The sequence below is a fragment of the Psychrobacter sp. SCQQ22 genome, from assembly GCF_015864605.1.
GTDB classification, from domain to species: Bacteria; Pseudomonadota; Gammaproteobacteria; order Pseudomonadales; family Moraxellaceae; genus Psychrobacter; species Psychrobacter fozii.
Genome location: NZ_JADYWZ010000002.1, coordinates 386,040 through 406,453, shown reverse-complemented (window position 1 = coordinate 406,453; position 20,414 = coordinate 386,040). Strand labels below are relative to the sequence as shown.

Here is a 20,414-nt window from a genome sequence, read left to right as displayed (position 1 = left end):
TGCGGCTTAACTGGCAATTTGTGTGCCATTTTTAATGTATGTTTACACCTTTGGACTGATAGAGAAGGGCTTGTCATGGTATGGACTCAAACGAAGCGGCATCTGCAAATTAGTAGTGCCCATCCTGATATTGCTACTAGCCTTATTCAACAAGCTGACCTTATAGAGAGTTTGCTTGGTTTGCCGCTGCCTGATAGCGTGTGGAGTAAGCCCGCGCTGATGCCAACGCCTGATGCTTACCCAAGCCCTTATCATCAAGATCAACGAGCGCAGTCCTATCAGCAGCGTCAGCTGGCCCTCTATTGCGGCTATCGTATTAGCATTACGCTACTGCATCCGCAAGCAGGACTGGCTACCAAAGATTGGATAGGGCAGAGTTTAACAATTCACTGGAATACTGGCGATGCGCTGTTAACCAGTCAGATCCGTCACGGCATCATCACCGAAGTCGTCGCTCTAGGTAGCAACAGTGGTATGGCGGCCTATCGTATCATCTGCGAACCCGCTTTGAATCAATTACGCCTATCTAGTCATAACCGCCGTCATCATCATCTCAGTCTAAGCGAGCTGATCACCGATATTTTTAGCCCATACAACATGGAGGTTGAGATTGACGAGCGTCTCAGTGATGACAGTGTCTATCATATTCAGCACAGCGTGCAATACAACCAAACCGATCTGGCTTACTTAACGCAGTATCTAACCCTTTACGGCATTACTGGCTATTACCGTCACGAAGCCGACAGTCACACGCTGGTGTTACTACCTCATGATGGCGAAGCATTGCGACCAGACACAAACGATATCCAAAGCATTCTCAGTCAAAACCCAGCGAGCCTCGCTGACAGACAAGACCGTATCACCGCCGTTCGTCCGCAAGTTGCCCAACATACTCAGCAGAGTGATCTATATCGTTATGACAACCGCTTAATTGGTACTTATACTGGCAGTAGCACCAGTGAGCAACCTATTGACTCGGACAGCCCCAATGGTCACAGTCGTTTCTTGCACAGTCATAGTCACCTAAATGATGACGGACTCACCGCGCTTGCTACCCGCTATCAGCAGCATGCACAGCAGCTTGCCAATCTTGGTAGCCTAACCGGCAACATCCGTCATCTGAATCTGCCAAGTGCCCATTATATCGATGGTAATCCTTATTTAACTGATCCGCTCAGTCTCGTCTCCATTCATCAGCACATTAATAACCACATACCTGCAGACTGGTTGGGCGCAGTAGCCTTTGATCCTATTACCTTGCAGCCGAATGCCAATCATGCCAGTCATGACGACAGTGATAATAATAACAACATCCATTATGTTAATGCCTGCTACCTACCGTTTCCACATCATCACCATATTCCCTTTGGTCAGCAACTGAGCGATCTTGGGCAACCACATCCGAGTCTCACAGGTCTCATGAGTGCCAGCATCATAGACACAGACAGCAGCGCCATTACCCATGATCGTAACCACCGTGCTCATATCAGATATCACTGGCAAGCTGATGACAGTAATGAACAAAGCGGTGACAATGCACACTGGATACCCGTTGCCAGTCACCTCGTCGCCGACCACATGGGACAGACCCATCCTCTGCGTCATGGACAGCATGTACTCATCGACTTCATCGGTGGTGACTTAACCCATCCCATCATCATCGGCAGCACCCATAACGGACAAGGTAATTCTGATGCTCAGCATAATAGCATCGTCAGTGACTCAGGCAGCATCGACGCCACCAGTCCGGCTTGGTTCATTAACCAAAGCCATGCTTACGCCATAGACGGCATCAAAACTCAAAGCATCGACAGCAGTCGCACAGGCGATGCGACCAAAGATAGCATCACTAATGGCTACAACCAGCTCATGTTTGACGCCCATCCTGAGAGTCCACAGATCAACGTCTATAGCAGCAGCCATCAGTCCAGCCTAAGCATTGGTCATCTCTATCAGCACACCGACCATACCCGTGGTCAAGCACGTGGACAAGGCATCAGTATCGAGACCCAAGCGGCTGCCAACATCCAAGGCAGCACCGGCATTCATATCAGTAGCAGCCAGTCAGACCCCTCATCAAACCGTCACATGAGCCATGACAGTCATAGCAAACTACAAACCGCTGACCAACATCAAATAGCCTATCAAAGCCTAGCAGAAACCCATCAACCTGTCGGCATAGATGGCAGCAGTCAAAGCAGTAGCAAAGTAGGAGAGCAACAAACGCCATTTGGTCAATTTAGCAAAGACACCAATGACAGCGCACTAGATGATGCCAGACTGTGGCAACAATCCAATCTGCTCATCGACTCTCAGCGTCACCTCGCCATGCTAAGCGGACAGCATAGCCAACATACCAGTACTGAAAGCACGCACAGCCACGCCACCGATAGCACGCATCATCATAGTCAAACACAGATGAATCAGCTGGCGGCAGGGGATATCCATTACTACAGTAATAAAGCCCAAACCCATACTGCTGCTCACGGCGATGTCACCATACAGGCGCATCAGAACGAGATGCGACTCGATAGTGAGCAAGTGCTACGCATCCATAGCCGAGACAGTATTGAGATCATTGCCCCTGATACGCTGACGCTAAAAGCTGCAGGTAGTGGTATTGAGATATCAGGTGGCAATGTGACGCTTATCACGCCTGCTCAAGTGGGCTATAAGGCGAGTAAGGTGGATCGGGGTAGTGGTGGTGGTAGTAGCCCAACGATTACCATGCCTCAAGACGAGCTTGCTGACTGTGCTGCCAAGACTGGTAGTGCTGGCAATAAAGGCGGAGCGGTTTAGGTATGCTAATACCAAAAGTAGAGTTTCTCGATGATATTCAAGCGACTGACGATTATCAAAAGCAACTTCAGGATTTATATCTAACAGTCTCTGACAATCAATATAAAACGCTGACAGTCCTTATCGATCTAAATACTTACGGTACAGCCGTCTTTGATTTATTAGACTGCGGCATAGATTTGCCATTTGAGCGTATTAAACGCATTCATTATAGCTTTAGCGATGATTTGGCACTTATTGAGATGTCACTTGATAGTAGTAAAGGTCAACGGCTACTTGAGCAGCTACTGGCATTGGCACTATATGAAAACACTTATGATATATCTGGTCATCCGCACTCACGCAGCGTCTGTCTATGGCTGTTTGACCAACCAATCACCGAAACGCTCAAACATAGTATCTATCTGATAGGACAGGCGTATGGAATAGGGACAAACAAGCGTCGTTATTTGCGCTATTGGGACCCTAGAGTATTAGCGCTATTAACACACCTGTGGACTGATCAACAAAAGCTGCAAGTATATCAACTGCAATTACCTCGTATTCACTATATAAATTGGAATAACACCTTTATAGAGATAGCATTGCCGACACCCAATGAGGTCTATCCGTCTAATACGAAAGTGGCATTAGATCAGCTCCAACCGTTACCTTTTCGGTTCAGTCAGCAGCAGTGGCAGCTGCTTATACAGACAGAGTGGATAAATATGATACTGCGGCAGTTAAAGGGTCAAGTGGTAATCACTGATCGAGTTTATGACATTATCATAAGTCAAGCACTACTGATTGCTCAGCGTAAAATGTCGCAGCAGCAAGCCGTTAAGAATATTGTCAAAAGCTTAGAGCAAATAAAAGATAAAGGAATACAAGCATGAGTGAAAGTAGCGTTCCAGATTCTATAAAAAGTACTTCAAGAGTAAATGAGGAGACAATAGTAGGTACACCAGAAGGTAGTGGTGTGGTTGATGGCTCTACGCCTACTGCCACACTACCCACAATCACAGTAATAGCATGTCGTTATGGATGTGGACGTACAGGCATACCGATTTTACCTGTGGTATTTAGTCGAGATGATTATAGAGTAAGTCGCAAGGATAGGCGTTATTTTGGGGATAGGTTGTCTGCAAAATCAGCCAAACATGATGCTATCGCGAGCCTACCTACACACACCTACCTTTATTGTTTTTATGATTATATTGATAGTTATGGAGATGAACAAAAATCAGTTGAAGAGAGATTTACAGGTAAAGATGGTGCATTAAAAAGAGTTGCAACGTATAACAAATATGATTTTGAAGAAAAAGAAGCAGAAGATATTAATAAAATAGAGGTAACAAATATAGATGAGCCTGACGATGATGAACTCGATGAAATGGTGCAGCCAGCTCTCTGCGATAGAGATAACCATAGTACGTTAGATAGTAAATATATTACCTTAAGTCCAGGTGAGATAGTATGGCTTATGGTCAGTCATGCCAAGCTAAGTAAATCAGCATTAAAAAAATACTTTTATGATGAAGCAATACGCGATAAGCGTATGCAAAAGTTCGTCGCTGATGACTTGATTGATAATAAAAATACTAAATATATGTCTAAATATCCCCCGGAAATAGAGTATATAAATAGTTTCCATCAACGAAAGCAGCTAGAGCAGGGCGGTGACATCGGTGATAAACTTGTAATACATGAAAAATATTCAAAACGTGAAAAATATTCAATAGAAGATGGAGAGGTTGAGGAAAATATCCTCAAAGAGGATGCTAAAGGTGCTATAAGTTCAGCTTTTCAGCTATACGAAAATATGGAAAGGGGTATTAATGATAGGATAAGTGATATTGAAGAAAATATAGATGATGGCTACGGAGATAGTGAGGATGATAAATTATACGAAGAGTCTGAAAAGCAACAGCTGAAAATTCTAAAAGATACCAAACCTATGATGGTTGCTTTACACGATCCTGTAGGAGAGGTGTTAGCAGCAGCGGAGAAACGCAATTATTTACTTAAGAAACTAGACGATGCTCAAAAAAATAAAGGTCAAATCCGAGAACAAGTCAATGCCATTATTATTGATAATATTAAAAGTAGTGTAGAAGCTGCTAATCAATCATCAGTGCATGAACAACAAGGTTATTCAAGGGCAGGTCTTAAGCGTAATCGTAAAGCAAATGCAGCAGTTGGTAGGAATGTCTATAATTACATTAATGAATCAAAATTCAAAGCAGTTTTAGCGACTGCGAAAAAAAGCCGCAAAGATAAGGCTGCAATCGCAGCAGCGCGCCAAATATTCATAGACGCAATTAAACGCTCTGAGTTTGCTTTTGTCATGCGTGAAGACTTTCCTGAAAATGATGAAGAAAGTCATTTAGGCTATGCTCAAATAATTGCTGAAGCGATTCAAGGTATTGGTATTGATGAAAGTAATATCGGCATACCAGATGCGATATGGTCAGATTACAAGGCAGATCAGGCAAGAGGTATGACTGCCAAACAAGAGTTTGAACAGTCGTTATTACCCTGTCTTTCAGGAGAAAAACTACCTGAAGACAACTGGTTATCCAAAGCCTTAATAGGTTTAAACCTTGACGATAATCAAAAAATGCAAGCTGCGCCAGCATATGAAAACTTCGCGCGAGCGAGTGACTTCATTGGTACATCAATAAGCTGGCTCAATACATTTAAAAACGAAGCCAAACAAAAAGCTATAGAAGCCAAAACCGCAGAAAAAATCCAGTATCTTAATGAGCTGGCAAGTCATAAAGCTCGAATCGTACAGACGATGAGTGATAATATGAGCTACATTAAGGAAAATAACCGCTGGCTGTACAAGATGGACTTGTGGACACAGGCATCAGTCAATCAATCCACAGGATTTCGACTGGCACAAAAAGTATTAAAATATAGTCCCGAAAAGGCGACCAAATGGCTAGGGGAATTTGTAAATAATCGAATCAACAAAGCAATGTCACATATGGTAACCATACCTTCAAGTATAGATACTGGAGCGGTCAAGCAGGTTTCAGGTAGTGGTGTGCCTTTTGCGGTAGATTTCATGCACTCCCTAGATAAAAATCAACAAGCATTAGATATTTACAACAAGGCGGCGGGTGGTGATAAAAATGCGCAAATGGTGGTGACGATATATACAGACAAGGCGACTGCTGATTCTGCAGCGTCAGTCAATCAATCAATTGCTGATGGACAAACCGATTTGAATAAATTTGTCGATAGCAATAGCGGGACACAGAGACAGTTAGAGCGTAGCAGTGCAGGTAAGGCTGCATTGGTGGCTGTAGGAGTTGGCTTATTTCAGTTACGTAGTGTGTGGATGGGAAAGAGTCGCTTTAGTGAAATGGCCGATCGCGGCGACCTTATGGCGCTCGAGTTTATGACCAGCTATGCCAGTACTTCTCTTGCATTAACGGGGGCGGCGCTTGATGTCGCTGCCGCTGGTATGCAGATACGAGGTGCCAGTACTGCTGCAATAGCAAGGATTAGCCTCGGTGTCGGTGTACTTGGTGCTGTGGGAGCCGGGTTTGAGGTTTATAGCCTTAATATAAGTCGAGAAAGGTATATTGAAAATAAGAGTGGTATAAGTAGGAGAACTACTAGCATAGCAATGATTTCAGCGGGCGCAGCAGGTGTAGCCAGTCTAGCTATTGGACTTGGTTTTGTCATGCCATGGGTGATTGGTATTGTGGCTGTGGCATGGGCGGTGAGCTTAATCGCTCAATGGATAGCTTTTACTTATGATAAAAGTCACATCTTACCGATTCACTATTGGCTTGATGCTGGTGTGTTTGGTAATAAAGCTATGCTAAATAGCGAATATCTCAATAATCCTTTTCAAATACAAGCGATGGGTAGCCTTGAGCAAGACATGCATGCTTACTCCCTAGCTTTAACTGAAATACAAGTTAATCCAAGGTTTGCAACAAGTACTGCTGACTTTAGACAAACATTATCGGGACAAATAGAAGTCACTTTAAGTCAATGGAATGATGATAGTGAGATTGTCGTTGAGTTTATCGGTATCAGCAGCCAAGAGCGAGGACTAGATAGAAAATCATTTAACATAAAAACGCTTAAACGACAAAACAAAGCCGTTGAAACATCAAAAGTACTACAGGTTACTTTGGATATTCCTAAGACCAGTCACTTTCAGGCGCATTATTTAGGCTCATATCAGGCAGGTACGCGAAACCCTAATGAGGTACAGAAAATGCAAGAAGCTAAAGAGATAGCACAAGCCAATGCTGGTCGTGAAATTGATAAGCTCAGAGCCGTTGTAAAGTATGCGCTCAACCCAAGCAAGAATCCATATTACCAACTACGTACAAGCGTCACAAGTCAATAAGGGTAAAAACATGCAATTACGCGACGACTTTGCCCAGCATATCAGTGAGCTTAACGATCCACTTGAGCGTCCTTATACCGCCAGTATAGACAAAAGCTTATTAAAGAATACTGAAGATATTGAGCATCTTAATAAAGAAATTCATGATGTTAATCCTGATTACTTAACATTCCTACCTGCGTATTTTTGGTATTTTTATTTTATTATTGCTTGGACTTACTTTGCTTCTTTTATGTTTTTTATTGTTTCTATTGGTGAAGTGTTTCGTTTAGAAATTTCTAATGTGCCTCTATTTTTGTTAGATATTTTTATATTACTATTAATGTTTATAGTGTTTTGCACACCACTAATATTACTCATCTATCAATTTTTTAGAAAATACTCTATTCGTACCCAGTACTACTTTTTAAAAAAAGAACAAAAAATTGCCTACTACTATCGTCCGCTAATGAAGTTCAGACAGCCTTATGAGCTTAAAATAGTCGACTATAAAGACGTACATCCAGACTTGCATCAAGACCCATACAATCGAGCCTACACACCGCTCAATCTATATGTCGCCGATCCTGAGACAGGCGACATCACCCATCATCTAAAGTTAGAAGATTATAGAGTCAACCCACGCGTACAATGGGCATTTATCCGCACTTATATGGAAAGCCCTGCAGATGAGTTACCAATAGACGCTCAGTTCTGTGAAGCTTATCCAGCTGATACAAGCAAATCACTATTTGCCTGTGCTGATATTGTCTTTCGCAAAAACGGTATACTACCTAGCAATCATTCTGGCGGTGATCAGATCATGGTCTTTATAATAGGCTCAATAATAGCTTTGGGTAATCTATTTCAGGCAAATCATTATCAATGTACCAAGCGAGCTATATTACATCCTGAAGTCATTAAGCTACTCACTTGGGACGGACAAGACAATCCCTATCCGATACAGCCCATAACTGATGAAGCCGAATTAGCCTTTGAAGGCAGAAACTGGGAAGTTAATGTCAGATGGGTGTGTATCATACTTATTAATGCTGGTTTATTTGCTTGGGCGGTAGTAGCCTATAATGCTTAGCTAGTAGTTATCTACTACAGCCCCTAATTTGAAGAGTAAATAATATAAGTAGGAGGTTTGTCTAGAAGACCTATGAGGTTAATACTGATTTTAAATAATGGACTCAAACTATAATCTAATAACTTTAAAATCGATACAGCATTGTTTGTATGAATGCTTACTGACTCTGCCATGCAAACAGAAGACAATAAAATTTGCTGCTGGTAGCATATGATATGTAAAGAAGTGTGGTTCTAAAAAGATATAGATGAAATTCTTACTGAAGACCATCTAGGGAGTGGGCGTTTAAAGAAGAGATTCAGTTTAATAAGAAATATTAAGGCATAAGAAAAAGGCTTCCAATTGCTTGGAAGCCTTTTAATGTAATGGTACCCGGAGCCGGACTTGAACCGGCACGCTATTGCTAGCGAGGGATTTTAAATCCCTTGTGTCTACCAATTTCACCACCCGGGCAAAACTTGTTTTATCTAAAATGTAAACTAGCTGATAGACCATCTAGTTACTAGATAAGTGCTCGCTATTATAGTCAGTTATGATAATAATGCAAGCTTAAATTAACGTAAAGTTAATAAATAATTGGAGGCTGGAGTCGGAATCGAACCGGCGTTAACGGAGTTGCAGTCCGCTGCATGACCACTCTGCCATCCAGCCAATCAAGGTGGCCTATATTAGCAAAAATATAATAAATTACAAGTGATTTTTTCATTAAAAACAGGTTATTTGCTACCTTATCTATAAATAACCCTGATTTAGAGTTATTTATACAATTAATAGGCTTTGTAACGCTATCACCAAGCTAGTGCTCAGTGATATCTTCTAAGAATAATGGCGATGAGACGCTAAACAATATCCTTGTTATCACGTTTTGCTTTTTTAATATCACGATAAGTGGCGGTGCAAATTAATATCAGCACCCCTAGCGTAATCACTGGCCAAATCAAAATATATGAGCCGTAGATAAAGACATTATCCATACTATCTCCTTATAGTCTTTTTTAATAATTATCAGATGATCAGTTTTATGATGCTATAACAAACTGACCAATCGCTGTTTGCGTTAAATAATTTCAATTAAGACAATTTAAGTTTGTGGTGTATCAGGCTTATTATCGTAGTCACCCACACGCTGCTTAATTAAGTCAAAGTCAAAATGCTCGTCACCCATCAGGCTGACTATCACACAGACGATAGTACTGGCACCGTAAGCGGTCAGTGAGGCCAGTAGAACCATATATTGACGTAGGAAGCCAGTGGCAAAGATTAGCATCAGTACGAGCGTGATAGCAGCGGCTCCCATGCCAATCTTACGACCTAAGAACCCAAAGACCATCAAACCAATCACGACAGCGCCACCGACACTGGCTAGTATCTCGAAGAATAGGGCAGTGAAACCTGTAATTGGTAGTAATTCAAAGCGTACAACACAGAATAGAAGAAGTCCGATGATGACGGCTGAGGTGAAAGCAGTATTGGTCACGCGATTCCAGAAGACACTGGCAATGACAGGAAAGACGATCGCCCCCCATAATGCGCCAACGAATACCAACATAACCAAAATGTCTAGTTTAAAGCTGGCAAAAATCAGTCCAGCTGCTGTCGCGACAATCATCGTGCCACGACCGACAAGCATCATAGTTTTCGGTTTAACATGACCTTTTTTGGCAATGTTTTTACCATAGACATCCGCCATCATAATCGTCGATAGCGCTGACAGATCTGAATCAGCGGTGGATGACAATGAGCCAATCACTAATATAAAGAATAATGCGATAAAGACGGGATGCAGATAAGTGCTCACCATCTGTGGAATCAGGTTATTCATGTTGCCATCGAGTGGTTCGATACCGATGGTGACGGCCATCAATCCGATCATCCCTAGACCAATGACGATACCTGCATAGCCCACAGTGGCTGTGACAAAGGTAGCCTTAATCTTAGTTTTATCAATCGCAAATAATCGTTGGGTAATGGTTTGGTTGCCGATAGCGTAAGCCAATACCGCAACGAAATAGGGCGCGCCTTGCTGAAAGAATGCTTCAGAAGAAAAGAAGTTTTGTTGCTCCAATGTCAGATTTGACAATCCTTCAACCATGACTTCAGGCCCACCCATCGCAAATAGTACTGCTGGGATAATGACAACACCAATGGCCATCAACGCGACCAATTGGGCAAAGTCGGTAAATACAGATGCACGGAAGCCTGACGTCAACGTATAGCTCAATACCCCGATACCCGCGATCATCACACCGGTTTGGAACGATAATGGTGACAAGACTGACACCAGTGCTCCAGCAGCAGTGAAGTTGACCATCAAGCTAATTAAGCTGCCCATAATATTAGATATTGCTAAAATTAATTGGCTTGATGAACCATGGCGGGCATGGATGAGCTCGCCTAACGTGTGACCATTGGGGGCAAGCTCACGAAAGCGCATACCAAAAGGGTAGATGAATAGAATCATCAACGCTCCCCAAAACCCATAATGTATCGGTCCTGACACGCCGTATTTATAGCCAGAGGTAGCCGCAGCATAAAATGAAGCAGCCCAAATCCAAGTGGCGGTCATACTAGCCGCACCCATACCAAAGCCAACACCGTGGCCTGCGACCATAAACCCAGAAGTTGTTTCTTTGTCCTTTTTTATCAACAAAGAAAGCAGGTAAGTGCCGCCATAAAAAGCTAGTAGTAATAAAATAATGGTTAATGATGAAAATTGGAACAATGACTCAGTTTTCAAACTTATACCTCGCAATTGTTTTAAGTAAATAAAGTTTATTAAAATTATCTATTCCAAACTATTGAGCATACGACATGGCCTAAAAAGCCCTCATACTGGATGTATGTGGCTAATGTAGACAGCAAAAATACCAACTGTAGTGTTGAGCAAGTACTAAGTGTCGTGCCGCTGTTTTATGACTCACATCGTGTTAAATCAAAATGACAGGGGCTACTCTCAATAGGCGTCAGTTCATGGATAAACCATGACGCTATTAATAGGCATACACAAAGGTAGCTGAGTGCTAAAGAAAGCTCATATGATGAGCGTCTATAGCAGAATTACGAATGAGCACTAAGCCATGAGGGCATGACCTGAGCTCGGTTTAGACAGCCTTATCAGCTGTAATAAGCAATAGTTAAGAAGTTTTTACTCAACTATCGCATTGATGCATCACCTGTAATTTAAATACCAAATCCAGTACTGTGTGAATAATCAGCACAATGAACTTGGTATTAATAAATAAAACTACAGATCTGTTAAGTGTATGTAACATGTTCGTGAGGTTAGGGTAACCTATTATGTCGTCAACCTCAAATGTTATGCGAGATTAATAGACTATCTTCTCAATTCAATTGCTTACCATCTAAATGGGCTAAAAGTAGCTAAATCTAGCCAAACAACGTCAGAAACCTAGTTAATATTTCGATATTATCTGCGATGGTTTTATCGTTTGACGGCAACTTATCTTATTTTTATTAATATCTTTAAAATATAGACACGGCTTACCTTGAACGTCGGAACGCCCAAGGTAAGCCATCAATAGATAGTCTAGGTTTAGTGAAAGGGGTGGTATTGAGAGTTGTTACGAGAAGCTAATACGAGTAGATATAGGGTGATGCGTATTCATTAGTTCTAGGCGTTAGCTTTTATTAAAGAATATTTGATGCTGTATTAAATGCCTGAGTAGTAGGTCACTCTATCGTTACGTAAGAATCCTGCTAATCCCAATCCGTAACGCTCAGCGACACGCACCGCTGTACTGGTAGGCGCAGACATGCCAACCAGCCAAGGTATGCGACCACGGATAGATTTCTGTACCAGTTCAATTGATAGGCGTGAAGTCATTAGCACACAGTCGACATCGACCTTTTGACGCAGTTGCCAGCCAATCAGTTTATCGAGGGCGTTATGACGTCCTACATCCTCAAATAGATATAACTGCTGCTGATGCATGGTTGCCGCTGCATGTACGGCACCTGTCAGTTGGTGCGTGTGCTGTGTGGCATCGACTTGTTGTCGCATTTTTAATAAGGAATCTAGACTCGGTGTTGCGGATTTTTTATTTGAGCCGTTTGATACATTATCTTGGGCGTAACTACTCAAATCAGGCAGTGCTTGTGCCAGTCCCGTGATACCGCACATACCGCAACCTGTGCGCCCTGCGAGCTGACGTTTCTGTGCTTGGATACGTTGATGGCAGCGTTGGTTTAAGATCAGTTCCACGATATAAATATCATAGTCCTGTAGCTGTTGTAAGGTTTGCTCAAGGCTTTCTGCTTCAGCATCTTCTGATTCCAGATCAGCTGATTCTTGAGTAAGGGGTTGGTAGCTTGCGGTATCGGTCAGTTGAGTGACGTCCCAATCAAGCAATTCATGGCTGTGTTGGATCAAGCCTTCGCTAAATAAAAACCCAACAGCTAAATACTCTAGCTGATGCGGACTTGCCATCAATACCGCATAGTGAATACCATTGATAATGATGGCAACCGCCGCCTCTACAGCGAGACTGGCGGGTTGGCGATCAATATGTACTTGAGCAATGTTGTCATCGTTGTTGTTAGCGGATGAATAGTAATGCTTTTCTGATAAATGGGTACGTACCAGTGGCGTCATCGATGTATTTACGCTTTCAAACACATTGCTTTCATGCGGCTGTTCACTGGTGCGCTCATTTTCTTTAACATAGGTCTCAATTGTTATCATTTTACGATCTACTTCCCACTTACTATACTGGCTCAGCGATGCTTGCATTGACCCGTTGTAAGACAACCGTCGTTGATTTATACGCTGGTATGTGTGAATCGGGCGCATGCGTGTCTAAGTCAAATAAGTCGTTACATTCAGGGTAATAGGCGGCAACAGCATTAGACGCAATATCCATTTCAGTCAATACCAGTGGCCCTAGTGTACGCGGCTGGCTAGTACCATTTGGATTACCTTGTCGAGATACCATGACACTATCACCTGCGTGCCAGCCTAGGCGGCTGATTTCATCAGGATGCATCAATAAAACATCACGGCGATTGGTTTGACGATAGCGATCTTTATAGCCAAAAATCATCGTATTAAATTGGTCATGACTACGAACACTGGTCAATTGCCAAATCTTTTGTCCATCGTTTTGATCGTCATCAACGTTGCCATTTTTTCTCGCATTGTCTTCAAGAGCTGATGTTGTTTCTGCCATTTGTGCGGCGACATAAGTAATTGGGTATTTGGGTACTTCGAACTGTGCCTTACCACTGTCAGTATTCCATATACGATGGCGAGCAGCATGATATAAATGAAAGCCACGTTCAGTAGTGCGAATGCGATGATTAAAATTTTCGAAGCCATTGATAGCTTGGGCAACATAGTCACGAACGATGTCAAAATCCTCGCTCATGGCTTGCCAAGGAATAGTAGAGTCAGGGCCAAGCACATGAGTGGCTATGTCTGCCACAATCTGTGATTCAGACTTTAAGGTATCACTGACAGGTTTGAGCGTGCCTTGAGTGGGTACTACCTGACACATAGAGTCTTCGATGGTTGCAAATTGCTCGCCTTTAGCCGTCACGATGCGTTCAGTACGCCCTAAACATGGCAAGATTAGATTGTTTGCACCCGGGTACAGCATGGTTTCATTTAGCTTGGTACCTACGAATATATTAAGTTGCGTTGTCATTAAAGCTTGTTCAATGGCACTGGTATCAGGTGCTGCCACAGCATAGTTGCCACCCATGCCCATAAATATTTTTAGTTTACCAGCGATAAGCGCTTTGGCCCCAGTAACCACGTCGTAGCCATGCTCTTGTGGCATAGGATGCTCAAAGACACGCTCCAGACTGTCCAGTAAGCTTTTGCTAGGACGTTCATGGATACCCATGGTGCGATCACCCTGTACATTAGAGTGCCCACGAACAGGAGACGCGCCTGCGCCATCAATACCAATCATACCCATTAATAATAATAGATTGGTAATCATCGCGACATTGTCATCCCCTTGCACATGCTGAGTGATACCCATACCCCATGTGCAAATCGTTGCAGGACTAGCAGCCACCAGTTCGGCGAGATTTATAATGTCTGTTTCTAGAATACCGCAACCAAGCTCGATATCTGCCCATGACTGCTCTGCCAACCACTGTTTTATTGGCTCAAAACCTGATGTATGAGTGGTAATGAAATCGTGGTTGATTTTATCGTTTTCAATCAGCCATTTGGCGATACCTGTCAATAATGCCGCATCGCCACCGATCTGAAGTTGAACCACTTCATCGACCATGTCATTGCTTTGACCTGCTGCCATATGTGTGGGTTTTTGTGGGTTTCTAAATTTACTGAGACCTTGTTCGCGCATGGGATTGATAGAAATAATTCGACATCCTTGCTCGTGAGCATGGGCGAGCATCTCAAGCATTCGTGGATGATTGGTCGCTGGATTTTGTCCAAACATCAAGATAAGTTTGGCTTGCTCAAAATCTTCTAACTTGACCGTTGCTTTACCAATACCTAACTGCCTACCTAGCATGACCGAGGTTGGCTCGTGACACATGTTTGAGCAATCAGGTAGGTTATTAGTACCGAAACAGCGTACGAACAGCTGGTACATAAAGGCCGGCTCGTTGGTGACACGACCTGAAGTATAAAAGAGCGCCTCATCTGGCGAGCTCAGCTGTTTGAATTGTTCAGCGATACGTTGGTAAGCCATCTCCCAAGAGATCGCTACATAGCGGTCTTGCGCGGCATCATAATATAGTGGCTCTGATAAACGGCCACTGTGCTCTAGCTCATAGCCTGTCCACCCTTGTAGCTCAGTGACGGTGTGTCGTGCAAAGAACTGGGCATCTGCTTTTTTGGTCATGGTTTCACTAGCGATGACCTTGATACCATTTTCACAGACGTCGATGGCTTTGTGTGACTTGTGGTCAGGCCAAGCACAACCTGGGCAATCAAACCCGCCTTGAGGCTGATTGCTTTTGAATACGCTGACACTGCCACGCAAAAAAGTTTGATAGTCCATCAGTTTACGAGTAGAGGAAAACAGCGCAGGCCAACCAGCAGCAGGGTGGGAGTAGACAGGAATTTTGCGCATGACAAACCTCATAGATAAACGGTGATGGATAAGTTGTAGTTATAGACGACAACTATATAATGATGAGCGAGAAATTTGTAGAATCAGTAACTATAGATAACAAAAAACCTTTGAGAAGATTGAGTGTTCTCAAAGGTTGATAAGTGACCTATGCTGTCAAATCTGTAGACATTCACTTGGGAGATTTTAGTTACGTAGCCTGACAATAAAAGTCAAACCACATCTGTCTTGGCGTTCTATAGCCTAAATCCATAAAGTGAGTAATACCGAGCACCTTTTCGAAGAGGGTTGAATCTCATATAGTCAATTTTCTCAGAATATCAAGTCTCCGATAAAGTTGGGGCGGTTCATCTTACTCAATATATTTTTTTACTTATAACAAAATGCAAGTATTGTCGAAATATCACGATATAACTTCTATACGCATTGCAAAGTTTCCATAAACTGCATTTTGCTATTCAGCATCTCTTTTTTCAGCCAATTTTTAAACACCACCTTTCTCTCATCTTCGTAAAAAGGATGATAAGACAATAAATGATAAGACGAGCTGTCTGCCATTGGAGGATGGATTAATTCTAAAAAGTGATGCGAAAGTTCTTTTTCCACCATAAATATTGAAACAATAGCGGTTCCCAAACCAGCTAAGCACCCCTCAATACATAAGTAAAAGTGCTCTAACACCATGGTCTCGTACGATAAAATCTCGCTACTGACTAACTTAGATTTATTTATGTGATGCCAAAAATTTGGTCGAGAAGAAGTCAGTAATAGGGTGTTCGTTGGTTCAGTTCTAGGGTTGCGGACAGCGACTATGTATTCTTCAATAATTTTCTCATGAAATATATTTTTGTCCCATTCAAAATCATTTCTGCGCAAAGCAATATCGATAGATTTCCCTTGAAAGTCTACTGTTCCACCATCCGTTAGTAATACAATTTCAAACCCATAATTTAATGAATTAAATTCAGCCAAACGCGGTATCAACCATTTCATTGAAATAGTGGGCTCACAGGAGAGTACCAGTTGCTTTTTTCGATGATCTTGCCTCGTTAGATCCACAAGACAATCATCTAATTTCGCAAAAACCTGCTGACAACAAGAAAAAAGTAGATTGCCATTGGCTGTGAGCACCAGTTTCTTATTGACTCGGTTAAACAAAGATACACCTAAAGCATCTTCCAAATTCTTAATCTGTTTACTCACTGCACTTTGTGTCACAAACAGTTTCTGAGAAGCAAGCGTCACACTATTATGCTCTGCAACATAGTAAAAGAACCTTAATGAATTCAACGATATTTTTTCTATCATGCCAAAATCTCATAGATGATGATGTAATAAACTCAATTTTAGTTTATCTGTAAATGTAGGAGAATGCACTTAAATTAATAATATGAAAAGACTAATATAAAGATAAAACTCTTTATATATTGGTATTTTCTTTATAGAGTTCATTAAATGACAGAATTTTTTACCGTTATTATGATTACCATTCTTGCTGTGATTAGTCCTGGGGCTGATTTCGCTATTGTTACTAAGAATAGCTACCTATACGGGCGTTCAGTCGGTGTGCTAACGTCTATTGGTATAGCGCTAGGTGTCTTAGTACACGTGACTTATACGTTAGTAGCTGTTGCGATTGTCATGAAGCTTGCGCCAAATTTTTTGACCATCATCAAATATCTTGGTGCACTTTACCTTATTTATATTGGTTATAAAACATTCACACAAAATCCGGTACATGACGTAGGTTCTTCTATGCGCATCAGTTCTGGACAAGCATTGCGATATGGCTTCTTTACCAATGCTTTGAATCCCAAAACCACATTGTTTGTTATTAGTACGTATACACAGATTGTTAGTGCTAGTACCCCAAAGTCTATTTTAATCGGTTATGGATTGTTTATGTCTGTGGCTCACTTCATATGGTTCGCCTTGGTGGCTTTATTGTTCTCTCAACGGACGCTAAGAGAAAAAATGCTAAAGCAGCAAGTCGCAATTAATCGTGTCATTGGTTTTATATTAGGGCTATTAGGTGTCTTCCTGCTTTTTACAAACTTAAACTAGAGGATTTCAATATGAAGAAAGTTGCTTTTATCGATATAAAAGGGGTCTTGGTTCCGGAGATATGGAAATTAATGTAAGCATTGCGGCTGATAGGTATTAAAAGCTTTTGCGCAAAGTAGAGAAGTGTCTCTATTATGCTTATTTATGCTTAAATCACCTAGGGTGTGTCATCGATTAGATCATGAGGCTTAAAATAAGAAAAATTGTAGATAAATAATGTATTAATGTGCTAATTGATAACACACCCTAACACTCTAATAACTTTAAGGTTGAACTTTCATGACGCTACAAATTGATCATATCTCACTATCGGTTGCCAACTTAAATAATGCTGAAAAATTTTACGATGCTATTATGCCTGTTTTAGGTGCTAAGAAAGTAGAGGGTTCAGCCGAGGCTTTAAAATACGGCATTCGGAACACGCCAGATGCTCATCATAATAGCTATCTGACTATCTTTGAGGCACAAGACTTCACTCGTAACCATGCTAACCATTGGTGTTTTCAAGTCGATAAGAGAGATAGAGTTGATTCCTTTCATGTTCAAGGCATTGCTAATGGTGGATATGACGCTGGGCAGCCAGGACTTCGAGCTGAGTATCATGAGGGTTATTATGCTGCTTTTCTAATCGACCCTTCAGGGAACAAGATTGAAGTCGTTTGTCATTCTTTATAAAATTTATATAATGACTATGATGATTAAAAATGAGGAGGGTAGATCACGCCAAGGATAGCCGACACGCATACGATACAGTACGCCTTCGACCGTTTGTCTAAGATTCCCTGTGACATAGATATTAAGCTCTAGTAATATAGACCTTAGTCTTGTCCAGTGTTGCTCTTTGAGCAAGGCATAGCAAACGACGTCCTTTTTGTGTGAGAACTTAAAGATTACTCGTTTGCTATTTTTTTGTTCCTAATGTTCAACACGCCCACTTAACAGGCATTTTTTATTTAGCATTCAAATGCAGCTGTTTTGCAAGTTAGCTCAAAATCAAACTGTCATCTTCGACTTTTTCGCCACGAGTTTGCTCAAACATATCGAGCAAATCATGTACAGTCATGCCTTTGCGAGCATCACCAGCGACGTCTAGTACGACTTGGCCTTGATGCAACATAACAGTACGTGTGCCATGCGCCAATGCTTGTTGCATTGAGTGCGTGACCATCATCGTTGTCAGCTTATTGTCCGTTACAATCTTATCGGTCAACTCTAAGACAAAAGCCGCCGTTTTGGGATCCAGTGCCGCTGTATGCTCATCCAGTAACAAGATTTTAGACGGTTGCAATGATGCCATAAGCAGACTGACGGCTTGTCGTTGACCACCGGACAACAGTCCCATACGGTCAGTCAGTCGATTCTCTAGTCCAAGCTTTAGGACTGAGAGTTTCTCTCTAAACAAGTCTCGGTTGCTTGGGTTCAGCGCAAAGCTCAAACCACGTTTGCCGCCGCGCTTATAGGCAAGCGCCATGTTTTCTTCAATAGTGAGCGCTTCACAAGTTCCTGCCATTGGGTCTTGAAACACACGAGCAACCCAATGAGCACGTTGGTGCGCAGTCTTTTTGGTGACATCAATACCGTTTAACAGGATTGAGCCACTATCGACGCGCGTGGTGCCACTGACGGCGTTTAGAAAGGTCGACTTACCAGCACCATTGGTACCGATGACAGTCACAAACTCACCATCTGCAATGTTTAAATTGATACCGCGTAGTGCAGGGTTTTCAATGGGCGTTCCAGGATTAAAGGTCAACCGCAAATCTGTAGCTTGCATCATAATAATTATTCCTTATGGTTGCACATTGACATTAAGCTCGAACTTTACGACTTAAGAATTTATTTTTAGCTTTTGGCAATACCAAGGCAAATACGACGAGTAACGCTGTAATCAAGTTCAAATCCTGCGGGCCAAAGCCAATACTACGCAGCGTATCACTCGATAGGGCGACCTGAATAAATAGCTTGTACAGCACAGCACCGACGACCACAGCAAAAGTAATCAGCCAAATGCGCTTGGCCGGAATGATGGTTTCACCGATGATGACCGCTGCTAGACCAATGACGATCGTACCGATACCGATCGAGATATCTGCACCGCCTTGAGTCTGAACGAACAATGCACCCGCTAAAGCGATCAAACCGTTAGACACTGCCATACCAACGATGGTCATCCATGAGGTATTAATACCTTGAGCCTGCGCCATTCTTAGGTTTGAGCCAGTGGCACGCATTGAAAGACCAGTCTCGGTACTATAGAACCAGTTTAAAAACAGCATGGCAAGTATCACAACCATACCAATAATCAAACAGCGCATCCAATAGCCATTACCATCGGTCACCAAGGTGCTAAATACCGTGGTTTCGCCCAATAGCGGTAAGTTTGGCGCTCCCATAATACGTAAATTGATAGAATATAGGGCAACCATCACTAAGATACTGGCAAGTAATTGCAGTATGCCAAGTTTGACATGCAACCATGCAGTAACGATACCAGCGACGGAGCCTGCTAACATACCAAAGGCACAGGCCAACCATGGGTTGATACCAGCGATGATGGATATACCAGCGACTGCGCCACCTAGCGGAAAGCTACCATCAGCGGTCAAGTCGGGAAAGTCGAGCGTACGAAATGAAATCAGCACGCCAAGTGCAACAAGGCCATAAATTAGACCGCTTTCAAGCGCACCAAAAAAAGCAATTAAGGACATAAGATATTAGTCGGTTATCATCAAGCGTTTAGCGATTATTATCACAAGCAAAAAGCAGCAAAGGCATGAAGCATGCTGCCTATAAGCCTATATAACCCAAACGGCTAAGCGGTGAATTTAACAGATTAAGCAATCTGCGGTTAGGGTAAACCAAAACATCTTCCTATGAGGAATGAGCATAAAATACCTTGGTTCGAAATTCGGTTTTAATGCTTATATCACATTAAAAATAACCCAGCTCATATACCAGTAGCTGGGTCATTTTTATACTGAAATAATAGCAGTAAATATAAGCAACAATCTATGATTAAACTATCTATATAGTCGTTTAACGTGATGCT

General features: G+C 42.2%; 13 protein-coding genes, 2 tRNA genes and 1 pseudogene. 6 read left to right on the top strand and 10 right to left on the bottom strand.

Annotated elements, in window-relative coordinates; genetic code table 11:
• Nucleotides 1-75: 75 nt before the first annotated feature.
• The 4 genes from I6E84_RS04410 to I6E84_RS04395 are packed head-to-tail and all read left to right on the top strand — an operon-like array spanning nucleotide 76 to nucleotide 8,228.
• Nucleotides 76-2,799: a contractile injection system protein, VgrG/Pvc8 family gene (locus I6E84_RS04410; protein ID WP_197216403.1), complete on the top strand. Its 2,724-nt coding sequence runs from the start codon at nucleotides 76-78 to the stop codon at nucleotides 2,797-2,799.
• A gap of 2 nt (nucleotides 2,800-2,801) precedes the next feature.
• Nucleotides 2,802-3,674: a hypothetical protein gene (locus tag I6E84_RS04405; RefSeq protein ID WP_197216402.1), complete on the top strand. Its 873-nt coding sequence runs from the start codon at nucleotides 2,802-2,804 to the stop codon at nucleotides 3,672-3,674.
• Nucleotides 3,671-7,156 (top strand): toxin VasX, encoded by a 3,486-nt coding sequence (locus tag I6E84_RS04400; protein ID WP_197216401.1) that lies wholly within the window; start codon nucleotides 3,671-3,673, stop codon nucleotides 7,154-7,156. The genes I6E84_RS04405 and I6E84_RS04400 overlap by 4 nt, the downstream gene beginning before the upstream one ends.
• Before the next feature lie 10 nt (nucleotides 7,157-7,166).
• Nucleotides 7,167-8,228, top strand: a complete 1,062-nt coding sequence (locus tag I6E84_RS04395; protein WP_197216400.1) for a DUF6708 domain-containing protein — start codon at nucleotides 7,167-7,169, stop codon at nucleotides 8,226-8,228.
• A gap of 366 nt (nucleotides 8,229-8,594) precedes the next feature.
• Here the strand turns inward: I6E84_RS04395 and I6E84_RS04390 are convergent.
• From I6E84_RS04390 to I6E84_RS04365, 7 genes are all read right to left on the bottom strand, one after another.
• Nucleotides 8,595-8,681: transfer RNA gene (locus I6E84_RS04390), tRNA-Leu, on the bottom strand.
• A 124-nt stretch (nucleotides 8,682-8,805) separates the two neighbouring features.
• Nucleotides 8,806-8,879: transfer RNA gene (locus I6E84_RS04385), tRNA-Cys, on the bottom strand.
• A gap of 188 nt (nucleotides 8,880-9,067) precedes the next feature.
• Nucleotides 9,068-9,202 carry a putative transporter small subunit gene (locus tag I6E84_RS14080; RefSeq protein ID WP_220034714.1) on the bottom strand — a complete coding sequence of 45 codons (135 nt, stop codon included), beginning with the start codon at nucleotides 9,200-9,202 and terminating at the stop codon, nucleotides 9,068-9,070.
• 107 nt (nucleotides 9,203-9,309) lie between these two features.
• Nucleotides 9,310-10,950: a sodium:solute symporter family protein gene (locus tag I6E84_RS04380; RefSeq protein ID WP_197216501.1), complete on the bottom strand. Its 1,641-nt coding sequence runs from the start codon at nucleotides 10,948-10,950 to the stop codon at nucleotides 9,310-9,312.
• A 948-nt stretch (nucleotides 10,951-11,898) separates the two neighbouring features.
• Nucleotides 11,899-12,840, bottom strand: coding sequence for a formate dehydrogenase accessory sulfurtransferase FdhD (fdhD, locus tag I6E84_RS04375; RefSeq protein ID WP_413786937.1), 942 nt, complete (start codon nucleotides 12,838-12,840; stop codon nucleotides 11,899-11,901).
• 112 nt (nucleotides 12,841-12,952) lie between these two features.
• Entirely contained in the window at nucleotides 12,953-15,301 is a 2,349-nt protein-coding gene (locus I6E84_RS04370) for an FdhF/YdeP family oxidoreductase (RefSeq protein WP_197216398.1), read from the bottom strand.
• A gap of 417 nt (nucleotides 15,302-15,718) precedes the next feature.
• Complete coding sequence (locus I6E84_RS04365) at nucleotides 15,719-16,609, bottom strand: LysR family transcriptional regulator (protein ID WP_197216396.1); 891 nt, start codon at nucleotides 16,607-16,609, stop codon at nucleotides 15,719-15,721.
• A 147-nt stretch (nucleotides 16,610-16,756) separates the two neighbouring features.
• Between I6E84_RS04365 and I6E84_RS04360 the strand changes: the two genes are divergently transcribed.
• Nucleotides 16,757-17,365, top strand: coding sequence for a LysE family transporter (locus I6E84_RS04360; RefSeq protein ID WP_197216394.1), 609 nt, complete (start codon nucleotides 16,757-16,759; stop codon nucleotides 17,363-17,365).
• 279 nt (nucleotides 17,366-17,644) lie between these two features.
• Nucleotides 17,645-18,040 carry a VOC family protein gene (locus I6E84_RS04355; protein WP_197216392.1) on the top strand — a complete coding sequence of 132 codons (396 nt, stop codon included), beginning with the start codon at nucleotides 17,645-17,647 and terminating at the stop codon, nucleotides 18,038-18,040.
• Between the two features lie 27 nt (nucleotides 18,041-18,067).
• Here the strand turns inward: I6E84_RS04355 and I6E84_RS04350 are convergent.
• The 3 genes and pseudogenes from I6E84_RS04350 to I6E84_RS04340 all read right to left on the bottom strand — a co-directional run.
• Nucleotides 18,068-18,214, bottom strand: a pseudogene (locus I6E84_RS04350) (IS5/IS1182 family transposase); the annotation flags it as partial.
• A gap of 133 nt (nucleotides 18,215-18,347) precedes the next feature.
• A complete protein-coding gene (locus tag I6E84_RS04345) occupies nucleotides 18,348-19,142 on the bottom strand; it encodes an ABC transporter ATP-binding protein (protein ID WP_197216390.1) in 795 nt (264 codons plus the stop codon).
• Nucleotides 19,143-19,173: 31 nt separating this feature from the next.
• Nucleotides 19,174-20,073, bottom strand: a complete 900-nt coding sequence (locus tag I6E84_RS04340; protein WP_194197089.1) for an ABC transporter permease — start codon at nucleotides 20,071-20,073, stop codon at nucleotides 19,174-19,176.
• Between the last annotated feature and the right edge of the window lie 341 nt (nucleotides 20,074-20,414).

Coding starts and splice junctions, on each gene's coding strand:
- I6E84_RS04410 (WP_197216403.1), top strand. CDS start 76: ATGGTATGGACTCAAACGAAGCGGCATCTGCAAATTAGTAGTGCCCAT.
- I6E84_RS04405 (WP_197216402.1), top strand. CDS start 2,802: ATGCTAATACCAAAAGTAGAGTTTCTCGATGATATTCAAGCGACTGAC.
- I6E84_RS04400 (WP_197216401.1), top strand. CDS start 3,671: ATGAGTGAAAGTAGCGTTCCAGATTCTATAAAAAGTACTTCAAGAGTA.
- I6E84_RS04395 (WP_197216400.1), top strand. CDS start 7,167: ATGCAATTACGCGACGACTTTGCCCAGCATATCAGTGAGCTTAACGAT.
- I6E84_RS14080 (WP_220034714.1), bottom strand. CDS start 9,202: ATGGATAATGTCTTTATCTACGGCTCATATATTTTGATTTGGCCAGTG.
- fdhD (WP_413786937.1), bottom strand. CDS start 12,840: ATGACGCCACTGGTACGTACCCATTTATCAGAAAAGCATTACTATTCA.
- I6E84_RS04370 (WP_197216398.1), bottom strand. CDS start 15,301: ATGCGCAAAATTCCTGTCTACTCCCACCCTGCTGCTGGTTGGCCTGCG.
- I6E84_RS04365 (WP_197216396.1), bottom strand. CDS start 16,609: ATGATAGAAAAAATATCGTTGAATTCATTAAGGTTCTTTTACTATGTT.
- I6E84_RS04360 (WP_197216394.1), top strand. CDS start 16,757: ATGACAGAATTTTTTACCGTTATTATGATTACCATTCTTGCTGTGATT.
- I6E84_RS04355 (WP_197216392.1), top strand. CDS start 17,645: ATGACGCTACAAATTGATCATATCTCACTATCGGTTGCCAACTTAAAT.
- I6E84_RS04345 (WP_197216390.1), bottom strand. CDS start 19,142: ATGATGCAAGCTACAGATTTGCGGTTGACCTTTAATCCTGGAACGCCC.
- I6E84_RS04340 (WP_194197089.1), bottom strand. CDS start 20,073: ATGTCCTTAATTGCTTTTTTTGGTGCGCTTGAAAGCGGTCTAATTTAT.